The organism is Cereibacter changlensis JA139 (genome assembly GCF_003034985.1).
GTDB lineage: Bacteria > Pseudomonadota > Alphaproteobacteria > Rhodobacterales > Rhodobacteraceae > Cereibacter > Cereibacter changlensis.
The window spans coordinates 1-20,194 of sequence record NZ_PZKG01000074.1 but is presented as its reverse complement, the minus strand read 5'-3'; the positions used below and the strand labels follow the sequence as shown (position 1 = coordinate 20,194).

The 20,194-nt window shown below is 68.8% G+C and carries 21 protein-coding genes; 9 read left to right on the top strand and 12 right to left on the bottom strand.

All coding sequences use genetic code 11. The annotated features are described in order from the left end of the window. A partial coding sequence (locus tag C5F48_RS14885) for a PhnE/PtxC family ABC transporter permease (RefSeq protein WP_373454346.1) occupies nt 1-304 on the top strand: 304 nt, incomplete at its 5' end. Then, nucleotides 301-909 carry an LbetaH domain-containing protein gene (locus tag C5F48_RS14880; RefSeq protein ID WP_107664681.1) on the top strand — a complete coding sequence of 203 codons (609 nt, stop codon included), beginning with the start codon at nt 301-303 and terminating at the stop codon, nt 907-909. The genes C5F48_RS14885 and C5F48_RS14880, both read left to right, overlap by 4 nt. Before the next feature lie 156 nt (nt 910-1,065). Here C5F48_RS14880 and C5F48_RS14875 read toward each other — a convergent pair whose 3' ends face one another. The 9 genes from C5F48_RS14875 to C5F48_RS14840 form a co-directional block, all read right to left on the bottom strand. Then, nucleotides 1,066-2,616, bottom strand: coding sequence for an autotransporter family protein (locus tag C5F48_RS14875; protein WP_170139577.1), 1,551 nt, complete (start codon nt 2,614-2,616; stop codon nt 1,066-1,068). Then, on the bottom strand, nt 2,613-4,109 hold the full coding sequence (locus C5F48_RS14870; RefSeq protein ID WP_170139578.1) for an autotransporter-associated beta strand repeat-containing protein: 1,497 nt from the start codon (nt 4,107-4,109) through the stop codon (nt 2,613-2,615). Before C5F48_RS14870 ends, C5F48_RS14875 begins: the two co-directional genes overlap by 4 nt. Beyond that, complete coding sequence (locus C5F48_RS25220) at nt 4,106-4,342, bottom strand: hypothetical protein (RefSeq protein ID WP_170139579.1); 237 nt, start codon at nt 4,340-4,342, stop codon at nt 4,106-4,108. Before C5F48_RS25220 ends, C5F48_RS14870 begins: the two co-directional genes overlap by 4 nt. A 315-nt stretch (nt 4,343-4,657) precedes the next feature. Continuing rightward, the gene (locus C5F48_RS14865; RefSeq protein WP_107664678.1) at nt 4,658-5,539 is read right to left on the bottom strand and encodes a MurR/RpiR family transcriptional regulator; all 882 of its coding nucleotides are present in this window, start codon (nt 5,537-5,539) and stop codon (nt 4,658-4,660) included. Then, entirely contained in the window at nt 5,536-6,408 is an 873-nt protein-coding gene (locus tag C5F48_RS14860) for an MBL fold metallo-hydrolase (RefSeq protein ID WP_107664677.1), read from the bottom strand. The genes C5F48_RS14865 and C5F48_RS14860 overlap by 4 nt, the downstream gene beginning before the upstream one ends. Continuing rightward, entirely contained in the window at nt 6,395-7,339 is a 945-nt protein-coding gene (locus C5F48_RS14855) for a phosphoglycerate dehydrogenase (protein ID WP_107664676.1), read from the bottom strand. The genes C5F48_RS14860 and C5F48_RS14855 overlap by 14 nt, the downstream gene beginning before the upstream one ends. A gap of 3 nt (nt 7,340-7,342) precedes the next feature. After that, nucleotides 7,343-8,296, bottom strand: coding sequence for a shikimate dehydrogenase family protein (locus C5F48_RS14850; protein WP_107664675.1), 954 nt, complete (start codon nt 8,294-8,296; stop codon nt 7,343-7,345). After that, nucleotides 8,293-8,937 (bottom strand): bifunctional 4-hydroxy-2-oxoglutarate aldolase/2-dehydro-3-deoxy-phosphogluconate aldolase, encoded by a 645-nt coding sequence (gene eda / locus C5F48_RS14845; protein ID WP_107664674.1) that lies wholly within the window; start codon nt 8,935-8,937, stop codon nt 8,293-8,295. Before eda ends, C5F48_RS14850 begins: the two co-directional genes overlap by 4 nt. Then, entirely contained in the window at nt 8,934-9,569 is a 636-nt protein-coding gene (locus C5F48_RS14840; protein WP_107664683.1) for a glucose-6-phosphate isomerase, read from the bottom strand. Before C5F48_RS14840 ends, eda begins: the two co-directional genes overlap by 4 nt. 218 nt (nt 9,570-9,787) lie before the next feature. On the opposite strand from C5F48_RS14840, the gene C5F48_RS14835 reads away from it, so the two are divergent. The 7 genes from C5F48_RS14835 (at nt 9,788) to C5F48_RS14805 (ending at nt 17,462) form a co-directional block, all read left to right on the top strand. Further along, nucleotides 9,788-10,753, top strand: coding sequence for a substrate-binding domain-containing protein (locus C5F48_RS14835; RefSeq protein ID WP_107664673.1), 966 nt, complete (start codon nt 9,788-9,790; stop codon nt 10,751-10,753). A gap of 67 nt (nt 10,754-10,820) precedes the next feature. Continuing rightward, nucleotides 10,821-12,326 carry a sugar ABC transporter ATP-binding protein gene (locus C5F48_RS14830; RefSeq protein WP_107664672.1) on the top strand — a complete coding sequence of 502 codons (1,506 nt, stop codon included), beginning with the start codon at nt 10,821-10,823 and terminating at the stop codon, nt 12,324-12,326. Then, the gene (locus tag C5F48_RS14825; RefSeq protein ID WP_107664671.1) at nt 12,323-13,309 is read left to right on the top strand and encodes an ABC transporter permease; all 987 of its coding nucleotides are present in this window, start codon (nt 12,323-12,325) and stop codon (nt 13,307-13,309) included. The genes C5F48_RS14830 and C5F48_RS14825 overlap by 4 nt, the downstream gene beginning before the upstream one ends. 7 nt (nt 13,310-13,316) lie before the next feature. Then, nucleotides 13,317-14,819, top strand: a complete 1,503-nt coding sequence (locus tag C5F48_RS14820) for a xylulokinase (protein WP_107664670.1) — start codon at nt 13,317-13,319, stop codon at nt 14,817-14,819. Between the two features lie 16 nt (nt 14,820-14,835). Further along, nucleotides 14,836-15,600, top strand: a complete 765-nt coding sequence (locus C5F48_RS14815; RefSeq protein WP_107664682.1) for an SDR family NAD(P)-dependent oxidoreductase — start codon at nt 14,836-14,838, stop codon at nt 15,598-15,600. 10 nt (nt 15,601-15,610) lie between these two features. Beyond that, nucleotides 15,611-16,684, top strand: coding sequence for a glycerol dehydrogenase (locus tag C5F48_RS14810; RefSeq protein ID WP_107664669.1), 1,074 nt, complete (start codon nt 15,611-15,613; stop codon nt 16,682-16,684). Nucleotides 16,685-16,697: 13 nt separating this feature from the next. Further along, complete coding sequence (locus tag C5F48_RS14805; protein WP_107664668.1) at nt 16,698-17,462, top strand: SDR family NAD(P)-dependent oxidoreductase; 765 nt, start codon at nt 16,698-16,700, stop codon at nt 17,460-17,462. 95 nt (nt 17,463-17,557) lie between these two features. Here C5F48_RS14805 and C5F48_RS14800 read toward each other — a convergent pair whose 3' ends face one another. The 3 genes from C5F48_RS14800 to C5F48_RS14790 form a co-directional block, all read right to left on the bottom strand. Then, a complete protein-coding gene (locus tag C5F48_RS14800) occupies nt 17,558-18,550 on the bottom strand; it encodes an ABC transporter permease (protein ID WP_107664667.1) in 993 nt (330 codons plus the stop codon). A gap of 1 nt (nt 18,551) precedes the next feature. Next, a complete protein-coding gene (locus C5F48_RS14795; protein ID WP_170139580.1) occupies nt 18,552-19,490 on the bottom strand; it encodes an ABC transporter permease in 939 nt (312 codons plus the stop codon). Between the two features lie 66 nt (nt 19,491-19,556). After that, nucleotides 19,557-20,194, bottom strand: a 638-nt coding sequence (locus C5F48_RS14790; protein ID WP_146170614.1) for an ATP-binding cassette domain-containing protein, incomplete at its 5' end; no start/stop codon positions are given.

Below are 20,194 nucleotides of genomic sequence, written 5' to 3'. Positions count from 1 at the left end.
GCCGACGGAAGGCCGCATCGGCTTCGGCGGGCAGGACATCACCGTGCTGCAATCGGTCCGCTTCGCCGTGCTGCCGCAGGTGCGGCTGTCGATCTCCTTCGAGGCCAATGTCCGCTGCGGCGCCATCCTCGGCGTCTTCGGCGCGGTCGGCATCGGTTTCCTCCTGGCCGACCGCATCGGCGCCTACCGCTGGGATGAAGCTTGGTCGATCATCTTCCTCATCATCGGCATGGTCTATCTGATCGACGCCGCCTCCGCCGCGATCCGCGGCCGCATCATCGGCACATGGGAGTCCCAACGATGAAACACCTCTCCGAAGCCCCGACGGTGCACGAGACCGCACAGGTCATCGACTGCGAGTTGGGCAAGTGGACCGAGATCCAGGCCGATGTCTCGATGCGCGAGACCAGCTTCGGCGACTATTCCTACATCGTGCGCGGCGGCAACGTCGTCTGGTCGACCATCGGCAAGTTCTGCTCCATCGCCGAGGGCGCCCGGATCAACCCCGGCAACCACGCCACCTGGCGGGCGAGCCAGCACCATTTCACCTATCGCGCGGCGGAATACGGGCTGGGCGAGGATGACGCCGCCTTCTTCCAGTGGCGACGCGACCACTGGGTGACCACCGGCCACGACGTCTGGATCGGCCATGGCGTGACCATCCTCGCCGGGGTCACGGTCGGGACCGGCGCAGTGATCGGCGCCGGCGCGGTGGTCTCGAAGGATGTCGCCCCCTATGAGATCGTCGGCGGCGTCCCCGCCCGCCCGCTCAAGCGCCGCTTCACCCCGCTACAGGCCGAGGCGCTGCTGGAAATCGCCTGGTGGGACTGGGACCATGCCCGCCTCCGCGCCGCCCTCCCCGAGATCCGCAGCCTCGACATCGACGCCTTCATCGAGCGCTTCCGCTGAGGAGACTGGGTGTTGCAGCCGCCGGCAAGTGGCGGCGGCCATCATACCTTGGGGCCTTCTTACGTTCGCACCTTCAAAAGGGCTCTCAACCCGTTGCAATGCGCAGCTTATCGAAGGTGGCGGCACCATCTTCTACCGGCGCCGCCACCTCACCGCTCAGAAGCGCATCTTCAGCGTCGCGCGGAGACCGTCCTCCCGCACGCCGTCGCCGAACTGGCCGGCATAGCCGATGCTGAAGTCGCTGCCGGCGCCGAGGCTGAGGCCGAGCCCGGCTTCGAGCGTCACCACGTCCCTCGGCAGATCGACGCCGGCGACGGTGAAACCGCCGCCGCCGATGAAGCTGTTGTCCGAGGCAGCGTTCAGGTCGCCGAAGGCGCGCCGCCAGGCGACCGCGCCCTCCAGCCGCGCCGGGGCGCCCTGCAGGCTGAAGCCGTGCGCGCCGCGCAGCCCGAGCGTGGCGAAGGTGGTAGAGCGGCTCTTGGGCGAGATCTCCAGCGCGGCGACGCCGCCGGTCTCGTCAATGTCGTCGCTGGAGAAGCGCACATGGGCGAGGTTGACGAAGGGCTCGAACACCGCCCTGCCCCGGTCAATCCGGTAGCCGAGCTCGCCGAAGGCCTGCAGGCTGCGCGCGTCGTAATCGGCCTCCTGCCGTTCCGAGATCAGGCCCACCGCCACCTCGCGTTCGGAGCTCACGTCATGCGAGGTGAAGCCGAGCCCGCCGCGGAAGGCGAGCCGCCCCCAGCTGCGATCGGCGTAGAGCCCGAGATGCCAGTCGTTGCTGTCGACCGAGGCGCTGCCGTCGTCGAGATCGAAGCTCGACCGGCCGAGGCCGAGCGCCGCCCCGATCAGCCAGCCGCTGTCGAGTTGCCGGTCGACCCCCGCCATCAGCCCGCCCGCGGAGCCGGACAGGCCCTCGACATTCGAACTGCCGTCGATCTCGGACCAGGAGCCGAAGGAGCTGGCCCAGACCGGCGTGGTGGCCGCGCCCTTGCTGGAGACAGTGACGCCGCCCGCGCCCTGAGCCTCGGTGCGGCGCATCCGCTGGCCGAGCGCGTCGCGCAAGAGCGCGCTGTTGCCGATCAGGAAGGAACCGGTCGAGGCATGCGCCTCTCCGGACAGGCTGTCGAAGGCGGCATTGGCCTCGGCCTCGCCGAGCGGCAACACGGCGGTATAGATCGGCGACTGCGGCCCCAGCGCGCCGAGCGCCTTGGCGACGGCGAACTGGTTCGGGGTCTGGGTGACCCCGGTGAGCTCGATGTCGTTTCGCGCCAGCGACAGGGTGACCTCGGTCTCCGAGTAGTCGAGCACCGGATAGAGGAAGGCGAAGTCGCTGGTCACCCCGTCGAACTCGCCGCTGAGGCTCTCTGCGGTGAGGATGGTGTAGGTGGAGACGGGATCGTAGATCCCCGCGAAACCGATATGGGCGACGGAGCCCGCGAGCAAGGCCGTGCCGCCGACGGAGACATGGTCGCTCGAGCCGGTTTCGCCATTCACCCTTACATTGAATAGCGAGTCCCCGCCGAACTTCAGATTGCCGTTCACCCGCAGTGCGCCGATGGTTGTCGAGCTGCCCGCGCGCAGGCTGCCTCCGTCGAGGATGGACAGGCCGCCGTCGATCGTGCCGAAGCCGCCCAGCACAGCTCCATTGGCCACGGAAACGTCACCGCCGACCGTCGCCGCGGCGAAGGTCTCCGAGCCGCCGATCAACAGCTCGCCGGCCTCGACGCTCGTCCCCCCGAAAAGCTGTTCACCCCGTTGAGCGTCAGCCTGCCGCTGCCGATCTGGTGCAGGTTGCCCCCGCCGGAGATCACGCCGGCATAGGTCGTGGCGCTGGACCGGTTGATGATCAGCGTCCCGTCATTGGCGATGCTGCCGGAATTGGGGCCGCTGCCGCCCAGCCTGCCGGTGGCGCCGCCATCGCCCAGTTGCACCGAAGTGCCCTCGGAGATTGTGACGCTGCCGGAATTGCTGTTCTCGCCGGTCAGGATGTAGCTGCCGCCGCCGGTGAGGGTGATGTCGCCCGTGCCGCTGATCCTACCCGAATAGGTTCCACCATCGCTCCGGTCAAAGGTGAGCGCGCCGTAGTTCAGCACATTGGCCGAGATCCAGCCGGAGGTTTCGCCGTCGCCCACCGTGAGGCTCGCGGCGTCGCCGACGCCGAACTGGCCGGTGAGGTCGCTGGCGCCGGTCAGGGTGAGGCTGCCGGCATCGATGCTCAGCCCGCCCGTGCCGGTGACGTTGCCGGCAAAACTGCCGGTCGAGTCCGTCAGACTGAGGCTGGCGCCTCCCACACTGATGATCCCCGACCCGGAGATGGATTTCACGGCCGCCGACGAAGCGCCGGAGACATCGAGGGCGCCGTTCACCTCGACGCCGCTGGACTGGTTGACCCTGCCCTGCCCCGTCAGCGCCAGCGTCGCGCCCTCGCTGATGCTGGTGAGCCCGGTGAAGGTGTTCATCCCTGACAGGGTGACCGCACCATCGAGGATCGCCAGATCGCCCGCCCCCGAGATCACCCCCGAATAGCTGGTGTCGCCCTCGTAGCCGAAGGCGAGCCGGCCCGAGTCCTCGCTGTCGCCTGTGTAGACATTGCCGACGAGCGGGCTGTCGAACGACCCTTGGCCGAACTGCAGCGTACCGCCCAGGATCCGGGTGCCGCCGGAGTAGCCATTGCTGCCGGTCATGATCAGCGTTCCGGCTCCGACCTTCTCCAGCGTCAGCGCCCCCACCTGCGCGATCGTCGCTCCAAGCACCTCGACCGTGTCGGACGTCCCGAAACCGCCGAGGCGGATCGTGCCGGTTTCCGCTCCGTTGAGCTCGTATGCTAGCGTTCCCGTGCCGGTGAGCGAGCCCAGCTCGAGGACGCCAGACCCGGAGTACTCCAGCCGCCCGCCGTCCAGCACGAAGCTTGCGCTGTTTTCCGGGACCGATGTCCGCAATCTCACCCTGCCGTTCTCACCGGCCGTATAGATCACGTTCGATCCGGTTTCGCCCTGGAGCTCGATGAACGAGATCACCCCTCCAGCTCCGCCGGACACGTTGAACTGCTGGGTGACGCCGGAACTGTTGGTCACCGGCCCCAGAATGCCGAGATATGCACCCTCTTTGACATCCAGCAGGTAGCTTTGGGCCGCATCCTCGAAAGTGAGGCCGCCGCTGATCAGGTAAGGCGACGTTTCATTGGGTCGCTCGAGCGTCACAGTGGTCTGGCCCGAGGTCGGACGAAGGACAAGCTTGTCGAGTCCGGAACCACACCCTCGGACCAGTTGCCGGCGGTGTCGAAATCGGAACTGACGGCGCCGGTCCAGGTGGCCTGGGCCAGAGCGGTATGGGCCAGAAGCGAGGCCGACATCAGCGCTGTCGTCGCCAAGGCGCGCCGGCGCCAGGAGTGGGGCCAGCCGGGGCGGGTGGGTGTCATGGTGCGTGCTTGCATGGGACTTCCCTGTCAGAAGGTCCCTGAACCATGTTGCGCAGAGACCGGTGTCCATTGCTGCGATCCTGGATCGCCCTGACTCACACTTATCAAAATGACTAAAATACGATCAGCCTACAGCCGCCCGGGCAAATTGCCAGCAAAGAAATACACTTTCCGCGCGAGTGAAAAGGCGGGACGACAGGCCGCGGTCCCGTCCCACGGCCAGTCGATATGAGAAACTGCCCTGCCCAGAACGCTCTCGTCGGCCTATGGGCGGGGCTTACCCGCCCGCCCCGCGCAGGTCCGACAGGCGCCATCCGCTCCCGCGGGTCCTCAGAAGATCTGGTTCTTGCGGATCTGCGCCAGGTAGCGCTTCATCCGCACCAGCCGCTGGTTCTCCACCCGGTCTAGCCTTCGGGCGACGAGGGTGGAGATTATGTCCACCGCAACCAGCGCGGCGATGCGCGAGGTGGTGGGGGTGAAGAGGTCGGTGTTGTCCAGCGTCTCGACGTTGATCAGCACGTCCGAGTAATTCGCCAGCGCCGTGTTGGTCGCGCCGGTGATCGCGATCACCTTGCCGCCCTGCTCGCGCGCTAGCCGGGCCAGCTCGACGATGGACATGGTCTCGCCGGTGTTGGAGATCGCCACCGCCACGTCGCCCGGCTTCATCATCGAGGCGGCCATCAGCTGCTGGTGGCTGTCGGTGGTGGCGTGGCAGGGCACGCCGAGCAGAGGGAACTTCTGCTGGAAATCCTGCGCCACGATGGCCGAGGCGCCGAAGCCGAAGATCTCGAGGCTGCGCGCGGCGAGGATCAGCGCCACCGCCTCGTTCACCTGGGTCATGTCGAGCTTGTGCCGCGCCCAGTCGAGCGAGGTCATGGTATAGTCGAAGATCTTCGCCGCCACCTCGTCCGGCGTGTCGTCGATCGAGATCGCCGATTGCGTCGCGGGCGTGCCCAGCACCAGGCTCTGCGCCAGGCGGATCTTGAAATCCTGGAAACCATCGCAGCCGATGGCGGTGCAGAAGCGGATCACCGTCGGCTGGCTGACCTCGGCGATCTCGGCGGTCTCGGCCACGGTGGCGTTCATGATGCGCTGCGGGCTGCCCAGCACGACATCTGCCACCTTGCGGTCGGATTTGCGCAGGTCCGGCCGCATCATGCGCACGATTTCCAGGATGTTGCGCGGCGCAAGCGCTTCGGCCGGAGTGTTCATGGGGCTCGCTCGACTGCAGACTGGTCCAAGCCATACGCCATTCCGACCGAGGCCGCCACCGCCTGCGGGCGCTGCGACGAACCTGTCGCCGCCTCGACCTCGGGCCGGGGGACGGTGCTGAAGTCGAAGAGATCGAAGTGATGCGCGATCAGCGCCGGGATGCCGGCCTCGCGCGCCAGGGCCAGCGCTTCGTCCAGCGTCAGGTTGCCCGGCACCCCCTGCGAGGCCCGCAGCGCATCCCGACCGTTCACCGGGAAAAGCGCGAGATCGGCGGCCAGCGCCCGGACCTCCTCGAGCTGCCCGTCGAAAGGGATGGTGTCGCCGGAGTGGAAAACCGTGGCACCGCCGATCCGCAACGCGAGGCCGAGGAAGCGGTGGAAGCCCTCGGCGTCGCGCTCCAGCGTCTCATGCGCGGCGCGGGTGGCGGTGACGCCGATCCCGGCGATCATGCAGCTCTCCCCCGCCTCGATCAGCCGCAGCCGCGACGGGTCGACACCCGAGCGCTGCAGCGCCGCCTCGCGCGCAGAGCGCGGGGCCAGCAGCGTCGCGCCCGGGTTGGCTGCGAGCAGCGCCGGCAGGGTGCCGGGGTCGAGATGGTCGGTATGGGCATGCGTCGCCAGCACCAGATCGACATGGGCGACAAGGTCCGGCGCCACCGGCGCGGGCATCATGCGCCGGTGCGGGAAGGCCTTGCCACGGTACTTCTCGGCCAGCGAGTCCGAGAGATAGGGGTCGATCACCGCCCGCCGCCCGCCGCCGTCGATGACGAACCCGGCCTGGCCGAGCCAACAGAGCCGCAGCGCCTCGCCGGGCGGGGCGGCGAGGAGCTCGGCCAGCGGTCGGTCCAAGGGCGTCTCAACCAGCCGCATGGTCTTGCCCCGGCAGATGCGCCAGCAGGTTGGCGACGGCGATCTCGGTGGCGCGGCGCACGCTGGCGTCAGTCAGCCCGCCGATATGGCTGGTGGCGATCACCTGCGGATGGCTGGCGAGCCCGCCCGGCAGCGGCGGTTCGGTGGCGAAGACATCCGTGGCGTAGATCGCCACCCGTCCCTGCTCCAGCGCCGGCCGCAGCGCCGTCTCGTCCACCAGACCGGCGCGGGCGGTATTGATCAGGATCATCCCCGGCCGCATGGTCTCCAGCACCTCGGCGTCGACCAGCGGGCGGCCGTCCTCCGGCAGCGGGCAGTGCAGCGTGAGGATGTCGGCGCGGCGCAGTACCTCGTCCAGCTCGGCATAGCTCACCAGCCCTTGCAGCGGGCCGAGCGGCGGGCGCATCGGATCGGCGGCCAGCACATGGGCCCGGAGCGCCGCCATCACTCCGGCCACCTTGCGGCCGATTGCCCCGAGGCCGACGATACCGACGGTGGCCCCGTCGATCTCGCGCCCTTTCGGTCGGGGCCAAGCCCCTGCACGGACGCCGCCGGCGACATCGGGGATGCGGCGGCAGGCCGAGAGCGCCAGCCCCACCGCCAGCTCGGCCACGCCGGTGGCATTGGCGGCCAGCGCCCGCTCGACGTGGATGCCCCGGGCCGACGTCTCGGCCAGCGGCAGGTTGTCGACACCGCTGCCGTTGCGGCTGATGACCCGCAGCCGGGTCGCGGCGGCGATGACGGCGGAGGAGACCGGCTCCACCCCGGCCAGCCAGCCCTCGACATCGGGGACGAGGCGCAGCAGTTCGGCCTCGTCGGGAGTCTGGCCTGAGCTGGAGAACACCAGCTCGTGCCCGGCGCGGCGCAGCGCCTGCAATTCCTGCGGCGGTTCGGAGGTCAGCGAGCGCGGGGTGATGAGGATGCGCGCCATTGCCTAGCCCTTCGCCGCCTGCAGGGCGATCCGGGTCAGCCGGTCGATGGTCGCCTCGTCCGTGCCGATCTCGATGTGGAACACCTCGGCGATGACCTGGGTCCAGCCGTGGATGAAGTAGGTCCAGCCGTCGACGACGGTCAGCCCGCGCTCCGCCTGCTGCGCCCGCGCCTGGTCTAGAAAGACCAAGTCACCACGGTAGTTCAGGTCCCAGACCACCGCGCCCTCCGGGAAGACCGCGGCATCGGTCAGCGGCGAGCCGGGCGCGTCCTTGCCAAGCCCGGTCGCGTTGATCACCAGCGAGCCCGGCTTCAGCCGCGGCAGCACCGCGTCATTGTCGGCGGGCGCGGGGGCAAGCACGTAGTCGAGCGCCGCGTCGGTCGGGATCTGCGCATGGATGCCGCGGATCTCGTCCAGCCGGTGCTCGGATCGGTTCGACACCACGATGCGCGAGGGCACATCGGCGCCGCGCTCCTTGCGCATCAGGTGCCAGGTCAGCGCGATGGTCGAGCCGCCGGCGCCAATCGAGAACACCTCGGCCCCGGTGCGGGCAAAGTAGTCCGGCCCGAGGAAGCCGTCGATCGACAGGCCCGAGGAGATCGGGTCCTTGGCGTGGCAGACCAGCCGGCCGTCCTGCTTCGAGATGCAGGAGGTCTCCTTCATCAGCTGCGCGAAGGGATCGATCACGTTGAACATGTCGCGGCAGGCGTTGAACAGGTCGATCTTGTGGGTGGTCACCAGCGCGCCCAGCGACTGCGGGTCGTCGCGGATGAAGGCCACCGCCGCGCGATAGGCCTCGGGGTCGGCGTGCAGAGGGAAATCCATGCCCTTGATCTGCACGTCGCCGAGGCCCAGCTCCTTGGCCCAGGCCGGGAAGACCTTCATGATCGAGCTCTTGGCCGTGGTGACGCCAATGAAATAGAGCGTCGGTTTCTCGGCGGGTGTGTAGCGGCTCATCCCCGGATCTCCTTCACCCGATCGACGGCGGCGCGGGCGCGGGTCGCGATGCCTTTCCAGTCGCCGTTGCGCATGTCCTCGGTGCGGGCGATCCAGGTGCCGCCGACCGCGGCGATCTCGGGCAGCGCCAGCCAGTCGGCGACGGTGGCGAGCGTCACTCCGCCGGTGGGGACGAACTTCAGCCCCAGATGGGCGAAGGGGGCGCTGATGTTCTTCAGCATCGACGGACCGCCGGCGGGCACGGCGGGGAAGAACTTCATCAGCCGGCAGCCCTGCGCCGTAGCGAGACTGATGTCGGAGGGCGTCATCACCCCCGGCGCGAAGGGCAGGCCCGCGGCCGCCGCAGCGGACACCACCGCCGGATCGAAGCCGGGCGCGAGGCCGAAGGTCGCCCCGGCCTGCGCCGCCGCCGTCACCTGCTCCGGCGACAGCAGCGTGCCCGCGCCGGTCAGCAGCTCGGGCCGCTCGGCGCTGAGCTGGGCGATGACCTCGGCCGCGGCCTTTGTGCGGAAGGTGATCTCGGCGATGCCGAGCCCGCCTTCCAGCAGCGCGTCGGCCAGCGGCACGGCATGGGCCACGTCTTCGATGGCGATGACCGGCACGACGCCGAGGGCTGCGACCCGTTCGAAGATCCCGCTCATGCCATCGCCTCCGCCCGGTTCAGGATCGACGCGACCTCGTCGGGAGTGCGGTTGCGCCAGGCGGGGTTGTCCTCGGCGACCCAGCCGCCGCGGCCGTCGTCCATGATCCGGACGCGCATGCCGCCGGAGCGTTCGATGATGCCGTAGTCCTGACCCGAATCCGCCGGATAGGCGAAGAACATCACCAGGTCGTCGTCGCCGATGTTCACCGAGCGGTGGATCCAATAGGGCGGCACATAGCAGACCTGCTGCGGCCCCATCTCGACCAGCCGCACCTCGCCTTCTGGGCTTTCCATCTGCATGACGCCGCGCCCGGAGAGCGTGTGGTAGACCTCGGGCCGGTCGCCGTTGGCGTGGATATGGCCGCGGGTCAGGAAATACTCGCGCCCGACCTTGCCCGGCTCCATCCGGGTGACCCCCATGATGATGTCCGAGGTCTTGGCGCCCGGCGTGTAGGACGTGACCTCGTAGGCGATGGCGTCGGCCTTCTGCGCCAGGATCGCGTCGAAGGCTTCGCTGTCGGCGTAGAGCCCGGTCAGGTCGCGGTAGCTCTTGCGGTAATGCCCATCGGCATTCTGAAGCATCCCCGTAGCGACCGAGATGTCGCAGAGGCGCGGCTCGGTAAAGATCATGGCATTCTCCATAGTTTCCGGTAGCAGAACTACCAACTTATCCGATAATTACGAAGCAGAGGCCGCATAATCAAACAGTTTTGTTGCTTCTGCTACATTTTTATCTGTGAATATTGTTGACGCGCGAAATTTTGCCGCCTAGCATTCCCGGGAGCCGACCGTCTGCCGCCGCTGTCAGGTGGACCGTTCCGGGAGGTTCGATCCATGGGAGGATTAGAATGAAAATGAGAACTCTGACGGGCGCTCTTCTGGGCGCCACGCTGATGACGTCCGCCGCTTCCGCGCAGGAGGCCTGCTCGGTCGGCGTCGCCATGTACACGCTGGGCGCGCCCTATTTCGCGGCTCAGGAAGTCGCCGCCCGCGCCGCTGCCGAGGAGCTCGGCTGCACCGTGCGGACCGCCGACGGCCAGAACGACATGATCAAGCAGATCGGCGACATCGAAGACATGGTCGCCGCGGGCGTGAACGTGCTGATCGTGAACCCGCGCGACTCGCTGGGCCTCGTGCCGGCCGTCGACGCCGCCACCGCCGCCGGCGTGCATGTGGTCGCGATGGACTCCATGCTCGACCCCTCCGCCAACTTCATCACCAACGTCTCGGCCTCGAACGAGGCCAACGGCAAGCTGGTCGGCGAATGGCTGGCCAAGCAGTCCGGCGGCAAGCCGCTGAAGATCGCGCTGCTCTCGGGCTCGCAGGGCAATGTCGTCGGCCAGGCCCGCCGCACCGGCGTGCTCTCGGGCCTGATGGAGGCCACCATCACCCAATACGGCAGCGCCGACATTGAGATCGTCGGCCAGGGCTGGGGCAATTGGGCGACCGAGGGCGGCCTGACCGCCATGGAAGACCTGCTGACCGCGCATGACGACATCAACGTCGTGCTGGGCGAGAACGACTCGATGGTGATCGGGGCCCGCGAGGCGCTGAAGGCCGCGAACCGTCTGGACGGCGTGCTGCTCGTCGCGGCGGCCGACGGCCAGAAGGAAGCCTACCAGATGATCAAGAACGGCGAATACGGCGCGACCGGCCTGAACGATCCGGCGGCGCTGGCCAAGCTCGCCGTCGAGATCGGCGTCAAGGCGCTGAACGGCGAAGAGCAGGAGCTGACCAAGTTCACCTTCACCGATCCGGCGGTGGTGACCCAGAAAAACGTGGACACCTACTACAATCCCGAATCCCTGTTCTGATGCAACGCGCGGCCGCCCGGGATCTCCGGGCGGCCCGCACGACCCTACGCCGAAGGGGGGAGGCCCGATGGCAGCTCTGATCCAGCTCGAGGACATCACCAAGTCCTTTGCGGGCATCCATGCCTTGACCAATGTCGATTTCGACCTGCATGCGGGCGAGGTCCACGCGCTCTGCGGCGAGAACGGCGCGGGGAAATCCACGCTGATGCGCGTGCTGGGCGGCGAGATGCGGCCCGATTCCGGCCGCACGCTGATCGGCGGCGCCGAGGTGCGGCTCAGCGGGCCGACCGACGCCATCCGGCGCGGCATCTCGGTGATCCACCAAGAGATGGCGCTGGCCCCTGATCTGTCTGTGGCCGAGAACATCTTCCTCGGCGCCCTGCCGCCGGGCATCAACTGGCCGAAGCTGCGCGCCCGCGCCCGGGCGCTGATCCAGCGGCTCGGCTTCGACATCGCGCCGGGCGACCGGGTCTGCGACCTGTCGGTGGCGCATCAGCAGGTGGTGGAGATCGCAAAGGCCCTGTCGCGCGACGCGCAGGTCATCGTCTTCGACGAGCCGACCGCGGTGCTGTCCACCGGCGACGCCCGGCGGCTCTTGCAGATCATCAAGGACCTGCGTGCGGCCGGCGTCGGCATCGTCTACATCTCGCACCGGCTGGACGAGATCTACGAGATCGCCGACCGCGTCACCGTGATGAAGGACGGCCGCCGGGTCGACACCGTCACCCCCGCCTCGACACCGGTCGACGAATTGATCCGCATGATGGTCGGCCGCCCGCTGTCGCAGCTCTTCGGCGAGAAGCCGAAGACCGAGCTCGGCGAGGAGGTGCTGCGGCTTTCCGGCGTGTCGCTGCCGAACGGCATCCACGATGTCAGCTTCTCCATCCGCCGCGGCGAGGTGGTCGGGCTCGGCGGGCTGGTCGGCTCCGGCCGGACCGAGCTTGCCCGCGCCATCTTCGGCGCCGACCCGGTCTCCTCCGGCGAGATGTTCCTGCACGGCGCCCCCTACCGGCCGCGCAGCCCCCGCCAAGCGGTGCGCCGCGGCGTCGGCCTCGTGCCAGAGGACCGCAAGGGCCAGGGCATCGTGCTCGACATGGAGATCCTGAAGAACGCGACCATGGCGAACACCGCGCCTGTCACCACCGGCGGCTTCTTCCGCGGCCGGGCCGAACGCGGGCTGGTGCAGAAGCTGGTGCAATCGCTGCGCATCAAGCTCGGCTCGATGCACGACCCGGTGTCGAGCCTCTCGGGCGGCAACCAGCAGAAGGTGGTGCTGGCCAAATGGTTCAACGTCGATCCCGACCTGATCATCCTTGACGAGCCGACCCGCGGCGTGGATGTCGGGGCCAAGACCGAGATCTACACCCTGATACACCGGCTCGCCGCCGACGGCAAGGCGGTGATCGTGATCTCCTCGGAACATGCCGAGCTGTTCGGGCTCTGCGACCGGGTGCTGGTCATGGGCGAGGGCGAGCTGCGCGGCGAACTGATGCCCATTGATTTCGAAGAAGAAAAACTGCTGACGCTGTCCATGACGCGCCGTCAGCCCGCAAGCGCGGAGAGGCTGGCATGACCGAAAAGACCATCACCTTCAACGAGGCGGAAACCCGCCGCGGCTTCGACTTCGGCAAGGCCTTCCGCCAGTACGGCACCTTCGCCATCTTCGTGCTGCTGATCCTGCTGGCGCAGTCGCAGTCCGACGCCTTCCTGACCGAGCGCAACGTGATGAACGTGCTGCGCCAGATGTCGGGGATCGGCGTCATGGCGATCGGGATGCTGTTCGTGATCCTGACCCGCGGCATCGACCTCTCGGTCGGCTCTATCGCCGCCCTGGGCTCGGTCACCACCGCGCTGATGGTGCAGGACTTCCCGATGCCGGTGGCCCTGGCCATCGTGATCGGCACCGGCGCGATCTGCGGGCTGATCTCGGGCATCTTCATCGCCTTCTTCCGCCTGCCCGCCTTCGTCATCACCCTCGCGATGATGACCGGGGCCCGCGGCTTCGCGCTGATCCTGTCGAACGGCCAGCCGATCACCCTCGGCGCGCCGGGCAAGGCGCTGCAGACCTTCGGCACCTCCTTCACCCTCGGCGTGCCCAACCCGGCGCTGCTGATGATCGCGCTTTTCGCCCTCGCCTTCCTCGTGCTGAACTTCAGCCGCTTCGGCCGGCTGGTGAAGGCCATCGGGTCCAACGAGGAGGCGGTGCGGCTGTCGGGGATCTCGGTTTCCTGGTACGTGCTGGCGGTCTACGTCATCTCCGGCGCGCTGGCGGCGCTGGCCGGGGTGCTGGTCACCTCGCGCTCCGGCGTCGGCTCGGCCTCGGTCGGTTCGGGCAACGAGCTCGACGTGATCGCCGCGGTGGTGATCGGCGGGGCCAGCCTGATGGGCGGCCGCGGCGGGGTGCTGAACACCTTCATCGGCGTGCTGATCCTCGGGGTCATCGGCAACATCATGAACCTCGCCGGCGTGCCGGGCTATCACCAGCAGGTGTATCTCGGGGTCATCATCGTCGTCGCCGTGCTGATCCAGAACGGCACCTCCTTCATCCGCAGGTAGCGAGCCGATGGCAACCGTCGCAATCGACCTCGGCACGGGATCGACCCGTGCCGCTCTGATGGGCCGCGACGGGCAGGTGCTGTTCGTCGCCGCCTGCGAGTACCGCCAGATCACCCCGGCCTTCGGCTGGTCCGAGCAGCGCCCCGAGGACTGGTGGTCCGCCGCCTGCGCCACGCTGCGCGAGGTGACCGCCCATGCCCGCGCCGAGGGGCTGGCGATCGAGGCGGTCTGCGCCTGCGGCCAGATGCACGGCACCGTGCTGGTGGACGCCGAAGGCAACCCGACGCGCGAGACCGTGCCGCTGTGGAACGACAAGCGCACGCTGGACCATGTGCACGACTTCGAGGCGCGCGAGGATCTGGCCGAGTGGCTGGCGCTGACCGCCAATCCGCCCACCCCGGCCTGGCCCGCCTTCAAGCTGCAATGGCTGCGCGCCAACGACCCCGGCGCCTGGGCGCGCACCGCCACGGTGATGATGCCCAAGGATTTCCTCAACCTGCGCCTCACGGGCGAGCGGGCGATGGACTGGACCGACGCCGCCTGCTCCTTCCTGATCGACGCGAGAACGCAGGGCTGGTCGCCGGCGATCTTCGACCGGCTCGGGCTCGACATGGCGATGGTGGCGCCGATCCGGCTGCCCTCCGAGATCCTCGGCCGGGTCACCGCCGGGGCCGCCGCGGCCACCGGGCTTGCGCAAGGCACGCCGGTGCTGGTCGGCGGGGCGGATTACCCGCTGGCGCTGCTCGGCTCCGGCGTCTGCCGGCCGGGGCTGGCTTCCGAGGTCGCCGGCACCTCGTCGATCCTGACGCTGGTGACCGAGACCCCGGTGCTCGACCCCGAGATCAGTAATGTCGGCACCGCCGAAGGCAACTGGGGCGCCTTCGTGCTGCTGGAGGCCGGCGGCGATTCCGCCCGCTGGGCCCGGCGCGCCTTCCACGACGACAGCCTGAGCTACGGCGACATCCTGGCCCAAGCCGAGGCGGCCGCGGCGGGGGCGGACTCGCTGTTCTTCCTGCCCTTCCTCGTCGGCGAAAGGCTGGGGGCGCATCGCAACTCGCGGGCGCAGTTCTTCGGGCTGAGCGCGCGCCACGGCCTGCCGCAGATGCACCGCGCCGTGCTGGAGGGCGTCGGCTTCGCGGTGAACCGCCACCTGCGCATCATGGAGAAAGCCACCGGCACGACCCCCGAGGCGCTGGTCGCCTCCGGCGGCGGGGCCAAGGCCGATCTCTGGCTGCGGATCAAGGCCAGCATCTACGGCAAGCCGATCCGCATCCCGGCCGAGGCCGAATGCGGGCTGGTCGGCTGCGCCATCCTGGCTGCGGTCGCGACCGGCGCCGACAGCGATGTCGCCGCCGCCGCCGCCCGCATCGTGCGCCATGACCGCGAGATCCGGCCCGAGCCGCGCTGGCAGGAGCATTACGCCCTGATGCAGCCGGTGTTCGACCGGATCTACGACTCGTCGCAAGCCTTCTATGACGACCTCGACCGCCTCGACGCCGCGGCCGACTGACATTCAGGAGAATTCCATGACCTACCTCGACCGCTTCCGTCTCGATGGCCGCACCGCGCTGGTGACCGGTGGGGCGCGGGGCATCGGCCTTGCCACCTGCGAAGCCCTGGCCGAGGCCGGGGCGCGGGTGATCCTGACCGACCGCGACGCCGAGGCCGCCGAGGCCGCGGCGCAGGGGCTGCGTGACAAGGGCCACGACGTGCGCGCCGACCGGCTGGAGGTGACCGACTCCGCCGCGGTCGAGGCGCTGGCGGCGAGATATCCCGAGGTGGACGTGCTGGTGAACAACGCCGGCATCGCCCGTTCCAACGTGCCCGCCGAGACGATGAGCGACGATGTCTGGTCCAGCGTTGTCGACATCAACCTGAACGGGCTGTTCTGGTGCTGCCGCTCCTTCGGCAAGCGGATGCTGGAGCGGCAGGCGGGGACCATCGTCAACGTGGGCTCGATGTCCGGCTATATCGTCAACCGGCCGCAGGAGCAGGCGCAGTACAACGCCTCGAAGGCGGCGGTGCATCAGCTGACCCGGTCGCTCGCCGCCGAATGGGCGCCGCGCGGGGTGCGGGTCAACGCCGTGGCCCCGACCTATATCGAGACCGAGATGAACGCCTATGTCTACGATGACCCAGAGCTGATGCGGCACTGGGTCGGCGGCACCCCGCAGAACCGCATGGGCCGCCCCGACGAGGTCGCCGCGGTGATCCTCTTCCTCGCCTCGGACGCCGCGAGCCTGATGACCGGCTCCATCGTGCTGGCCGATGGCGGCTACACCTGCTGGTAAGGAGACAGACATGACCCTGCGCGTCACCGGCGCCCGGTTTCCGGGCCGTTACATCCAGGCCCCCGGCCTGCTTTCCCGCCTCGGCGAGGAGTCGAAGAGCCTCGGCTCCAAGGCCCTGATCCTGCTCGACAACTTCCTCGCCTCCCGGCTCGACGGCCCGGTGCGCGCCGGGGCGGCGCCGCTTGCCGTCGAGATCCTCGTGCATGGCGGCGAATGTTCCGAGGCCGAGATCGCCCGGGCGGTCGCAGCGGGCGAGGCGGCCGGCGTCGATATGGTGATCGGCATCGGCGGCGGCAAGGCGCTCGACACCGCCAAGGCGGTGGCCTTCCGGCTGGGCGGGCTGCCGACGGTGATCGTGCCGACCATCGCCGCCTCCGACGCGCCCTGCTCGGCGCTGGCGGTGGTCTATGGCGAGGACCACACCGTCGCCTACGACTACTTCCTGCCGCGCAACCCCGATCTCGTGCTGGTCGACAGCCAGATCGTCGCCGAGGCCCCGGCGCGTTTCCTCGCCGCCGGGATCGGCGACGCCCTCGCCACCTGGTACGAGGCGGAAAGCTCGCGGCTGGCCGATGCGCCGAACTGCTGGGGCACGCATGGCTCGCCGCTGGCCTTCGAGATCGCCCGCTTCTGCCGCGACACGATCTTCGAACATGGCGCGGCGGCCTTGGCCGAATGCGACGCCAATACCGCCGGCCCGGCCTTCGAGCGGGTGGTCGAGGCCAGTATACTGCTCTCCGGCGCCGGTTTCGAATCCGGCGGCGTGGCGGGGGCGCATGCCATCCACCACGGGCTCTGCGAACTGCCCGACGTGCATCACCACCTGCATGGCGAGAAGGTCGCCATCGGCGTGCTGGCGACGCTGCTGATCCACGGCCAGCGCGAGGAGTTCGACAGAGTCCGCGCCTATTGCGCCTCGGTGCGCCTGCCGGTGCGGCTGGCCGACATCGGCATCGAGGAAGTCACCGAAGACAAGCTGCGCCGGGTCGCCGAGCGGGCCTGCCGCCCCGGCGAGATCATGGAGAACGAACCGATCCGCATCACCCCCGACATGGTGGTCGCGGCGCTGCGCCAACTGGTCTGAGAGGAAAGACGACATGACATCCGAGATGACAGCCAGCTTCCGCAGCGATCTCTTCGCCGGCAAGCACGTGATCCTGACCGGCGCCACCAGCGGCATCGGGCTGGAGATCGCCCGCGGCTTCGCCGAACTGGGGGCCGAGGTGACGGCGACGGGCTCCTCCGCCGCCAAGATCGGCGGGCTGACCGGCGAACCGGCCGACATTCGCTTCGAGCAGCTCGACGTGCGCGACCGCGCGGCGGTGAAGGCCTTCTGCGCCCGACAGAGCCGCTGCGACGTGCTGGTGAACGGCGCGGGCATCGCCCGTGGCGGCGCGGAATGGGATGAGGACATCTGGCTCGACACGATGGACGTGAACCTCAACAGCCAGTTCCGGCTGGCGATCGGCCTGCACGACCGGCTGGCCGAGGCGAAGGGCTCGATCATCAACATCGCCTCGATGCTGAGTTTCATGGCCGATCCGGGCGTGCCGGCCTATACCGCGTCGAAGACCGGCGTGCTGGGCCTAACCCGGGCGCTGGCGCACAAATGGGGCCGCGAGGGCATCCGGGTGAACGCCGTCGCCCCGGGCTACCACCAGACAGACATGACGAAGCCGATCTGGTCCGTCCCATTCGGCAACAAGGCGGTGGCCGACCGCACCGCCGTCGGCCGCTGGGGCACGACGCATGACCTGGTCGGGCCCTGCCTGTTCCTCGCCTCGCCCGCCGCCGCCTATGTCACCGGCATGTGCCTCGAGGTCGATGGCGGCTTCGCCAGCGGCAACCCGCTGGAAGCCTGACCTCCCGGGGTTTCCAGCAGCGAGAGGCGGCCCGGATCTCCGGGCCGCCCCTTTGTCTTTCCGGCAGTAGGATCAGCCGCGCAGATGCGCCGGCCTCAGCCCGAGGATGGCGCGCCAAGGCCGGCCTTGCGCAGCACCAGGATGGCGTCGACCGTAACCACCAGCACCAGCACCCCGCCGATCACCACCGCCTGCCATTCCGAGGGCACGGCCAAGAGGTTGAAGGCGTTGGTCAGAAGCGCGATGAACAGCACCCCCACCAGCGCACCGACATAGGACCCCTTGCCGCCGCCGATCGACCCGCCGCCGACGAGGCAGGCGATGAAGATCTGCATCTCCAGCCCCTCACCCATGTAGCGGTTGGCCATGCCGATCCGCGCGGTCATCAGCACCCCGGCCAGCGCCGCCAGCCCGCCCGACAGCACGAAGGCCCAGAACTCGATGCGGCGGCGGTTCAGCCCGGTGGCCTCGGCCGCCTGCGGATTGCCGCCAAGGAACAGCAGGCTGCGCCCCGGGAAGGTGAGCCGCAGGAACAGCTCGGCGCAGAGGCAAAGGAGCAGCGCGAAGACGAAGATCGCGGAGATCCCGCCGAAGCTCCACTGGCCGAGCGCCGAGAAGCTGGCGGGAAAGCTGGTGAATCCGGCGAGCTTGGCGCCGACCATGATCACCTCGATGATGCCGCGGGTCATGTAGAGCACGCCCAGCGTGACGATCAGGTGGTTGATCCCGAGATAGGCCACCATGAAGCCGTTGAAGGCCCCGATGGCGAGCCCGGCCGCCAGCCCCGCCGCGATGCCCAAGGGCATGGGTGCGCCGGCGTCCAGCGCCATCGCCGCGGCGATGCCCGAGATGCCCATGACGGCGCCGACCGACAGGTCGAAGCGGCCGATCATGAACAGCGTCATCATCCCCAGCGCGACGATCAGGTTCGGCGCGATCGAGGTCTGCAGCGAGGCGAGGTTGTTCGCGTCGAGGAAGGCCGGTGACAGCAAAGCCAGCGCCACCGCCATCAGCAAAGCCACGCCCAGCGTCAGGCTTTCCTGCTCCAGCCGCTGCACGCGCAGGAAGGATATCTTGCGGATGCTCATCTCAGCCCCTCCGGCGGTTCATGATCGTGTCGAAGGCGACAGTGACGATCAGCAGCAGGCCGATGACGAACTGCTGGAACACCGGCTCCACGTCATACATGATCATGCCGTTCAGCACCGCCGCCAGCAGGAGGAGCCCCAGCGCCGAGCCGCGCAGGTCGCCCTTGCCGCCGTAGAGGCTGGCCCCGCCGATGATCGCCGCCGTCACCATGACGAATTCCAGCCCCAGCCCCATGCGCACATCGGCCGAGGTGATGCGCGAGGCGGTGAAGATCCCGGCCAGACCGGCGGTCATCGCGCTGGCCATGAAGGCGAGGATCTTGATCCGCCCGACCTGGATGCCGTGCACCGTCGCCGATTTCACGTTCTCGCCGATGAAGCACATCTTGCGGAACAGCGTCGAGCGGCGCTGGAAACCCCAGGCCAGCAGCACCAGCACGACCATGACCACCACGGTCAGCCGCACGTCGAAGACATTGGTCCGCGCCAGCTGGCGGAAGGCCCGCGGGTAGGTCTGCCCGCCGAGATTGTTGGCCAGCACATTGGCGAGGCCCCGGACCATCAGCATGGTGCCGATGGTCAGCATCAGCGAGTTGATGTTGAAGCGCACCACCAGAAAGCCGTTCAGGAAGCCGATGAAGCCTGCGACCGCCAGCGCCAGCGCAGCCGCGGGCCAGAAACCCCAGCCGGCCACCAGCAGCGCCCCCGTCATCGTGCCGGTCAACGCGAAGACCGAGCCGACGGAGAGGTCGATCTCGCGCATCACCATGACATAGGTGAAGCCGACGATGGCGAGGAACTCGATCGACACGCCGAACAGGATCGAGTTCAGGTTCTGCGCCGTGGCGAAATTCTCGCGCGTCAGCATGAGGAAGCCGAGCACGGCCGCGGTGATCAGCGCTAGCGGCAGGATGTTGGACCCGAAGCCGGGCCGTCTCATGCGGGGTTCGGGGACGGCGGCGGGGCCGCTGCTGCTTTCGGTCATCATCCTGTCTTCCTCGCTTGCTCAGCGGCTTCCGGCGGCCAGCGCCATGACGGATTCCTCGCTCATGTCGCGGCCGGCGATCTCGCCCACGCCGCGGCGCGAGCGCATCACCACGATGCGATGCGCCAGCCGCAGAAGCTCCGGCAGGTCGGAGGAGAAGACCAGTACCGCCCGTCCCGCCGCCGCCTCGCGCCGCGCCACCTCATGCACCTCGGCCTTGGCTCCGACGTCGACGCCGCGGGTCGGCTCGTTCAGCACGATCACCTCGGGCGCGCTGGCGAGACAGGCCGAAAGCATCACCTTCTGCTGGTTGCCGCCCGAGAGCTGGCGCGGCAGCCCGTCCGGCCCCGGCACCCGGATCGCGAAGCGCTTGATGTCCGCCGTCGCCTGCCGGTCGACCGAGGCGCGGTTCACCAGCCCCAGCCGCGACAGCCGCCGCAGGATCGGCGCCGCGATGTTGTCGGCGATGCTGCGCTCCATGTAGAGCCCCTCCTCCTTGCGGTTGGCCGGCAGGTAGGACAGGCCGCGGCGCATCAGCCCGTGCGGGGTCAGATCGGTGACCCGCTGGCCCAGCAGCTCCACCCGGCCCGAGACCGGCGGCACGATACCGAAGATCGCCCGCGAGAATTCCTCGGCCCCCGAGCCCTCCAGCCCGAAGA

What these genes read in the sequence shown, in the direction of transcription:
- C5F48_RS14855 (WP_107664676.1), bottom strand. Translation starts at nt 7,339, where the DNA reads ATGGCGCGCATCCTCATCACCCCGCGCTCGCTGACCTCCGAACCGCCG.
- C5F48_RS14830 (WP_107664672.1), top strand. Translation starts at nt 10,821, where the DNA reads ATGGCAGCTCTGATCCAGCTCGAGGACATCACCAAGTCCTTTGCGGGC.
- C5F48_RS14825 (WP_107664671.1), top strand. Translation starts at nt 12,323, where the DNA reads ATGACCGAAAAGACCATCACCTTCAACGAGGCGGAAACCCGCCGCGGC.
- C5F48_RS14795 (WP_170139580.1), bottom strand. Translation starts at nt 19,490, where the DNA reads ATGAGACGGCCCGGCTTCGGGTCCAACATCCTGCCGCTAGCGCTGATC.
- C5F48_RS14800 (WP_107664667.1), bottom strand. Translation starts at nt 18,550, where the DNA reads ATGAGCATCCGCAAGATATCCTTCCTGCGCGTGCAGCGGCTGGAGCAG.
- C5F48_RS14865 (WP_107664678.1), bottom strand. Translation starts at nt 5,539, where the DNA reads ATGAACACTCCGGCCGAAGCGCTTGCGCCGCGCAACATCCTGGAAATC.
- eda (WP_107664674.1), bottom strand. Translation starts at nt 8,937, where the DNA reads ATGAGCGGGATCTTCGAACGGGTCGCAGCCCTCGGCGTCGTGCCGGTC.
- C5F48_RS14810 (WP_107664669.1), top strand. Translation starts at nt 15,611, where the DNA reads ATGACCCTGCGCGTCACCGGCGCCCGGTTTCCGGGCCGTTACATCCAG.
- C5F48_RS14805 (WP_107664668.1), top strand. Translation starts at nt 16,698, where the DNA reads ATGACATCCGAGATGACAGCCAGCTTCCGCAGCGATCTCTTCGCCGGC.
- C5F48_RS14860 (WP_107664677.1), bottom strand. Translation starts at nt 6,408, where the DNA reads ATGCGGCTGGTTGAGACGCCCTTGGACCGACCGCTGGCCGAGCTCCTC.
- C5F48_RS14835 (WP_107664673.1), top strand. Translation starts at nt 9,788, where the DNA reads ATGAAAATGAGAACTCTGACGGGCGCTCTTCTGGGCGCCACGCTGATG.
- C5F48_RS14880 (WP_107664681.1), top strand. Translation starts at nt 301, where the DNA reads ATGAAACACCTCTCCGAAGCCCCGACGGTGCACGAGACCGCACAGGTC.
- C5F48_RS14840 (WP_107664683.1), bottom strand. Translation starts at nt 9,569, where the DNA reads ATGATCTTTACCGAGCCGCGCCTCTGCGACATCTCGGTCGCTACGGGG.
- C5F48_RS14850 (WP_107664675.1), bottom strand. Translation starts at nt 8,296, where the DNA reads ATGAGCCGCTACACACCCGCCGAGAAACCGACGCTCTATTTCATTGGC.
- C5F48_RS14820 (WP_107664670.1), top strand. Translation starts at nt 13,317, where the DNA reads ATGGCAACCGTCGCAATCGACCTCGGCACGGGATCGACCCGTGCCGCT.
- C5F48_RS14815 (WP_107664682.1), top strand. Translation starts at nt 14,836, where the DNA reads ATGACCTACCTCGACCGCTTCCGTCTCGATGGCCGCACCGCGCTGGTG.
- C5F48_RS25220 (WP_170139579.1), bottom strand. Translation starts at nt 4,342, where the DNA reads ATGCAAGCACGCACCATGACACCCACCCGCCCCGGCTGGCCCCACTCC.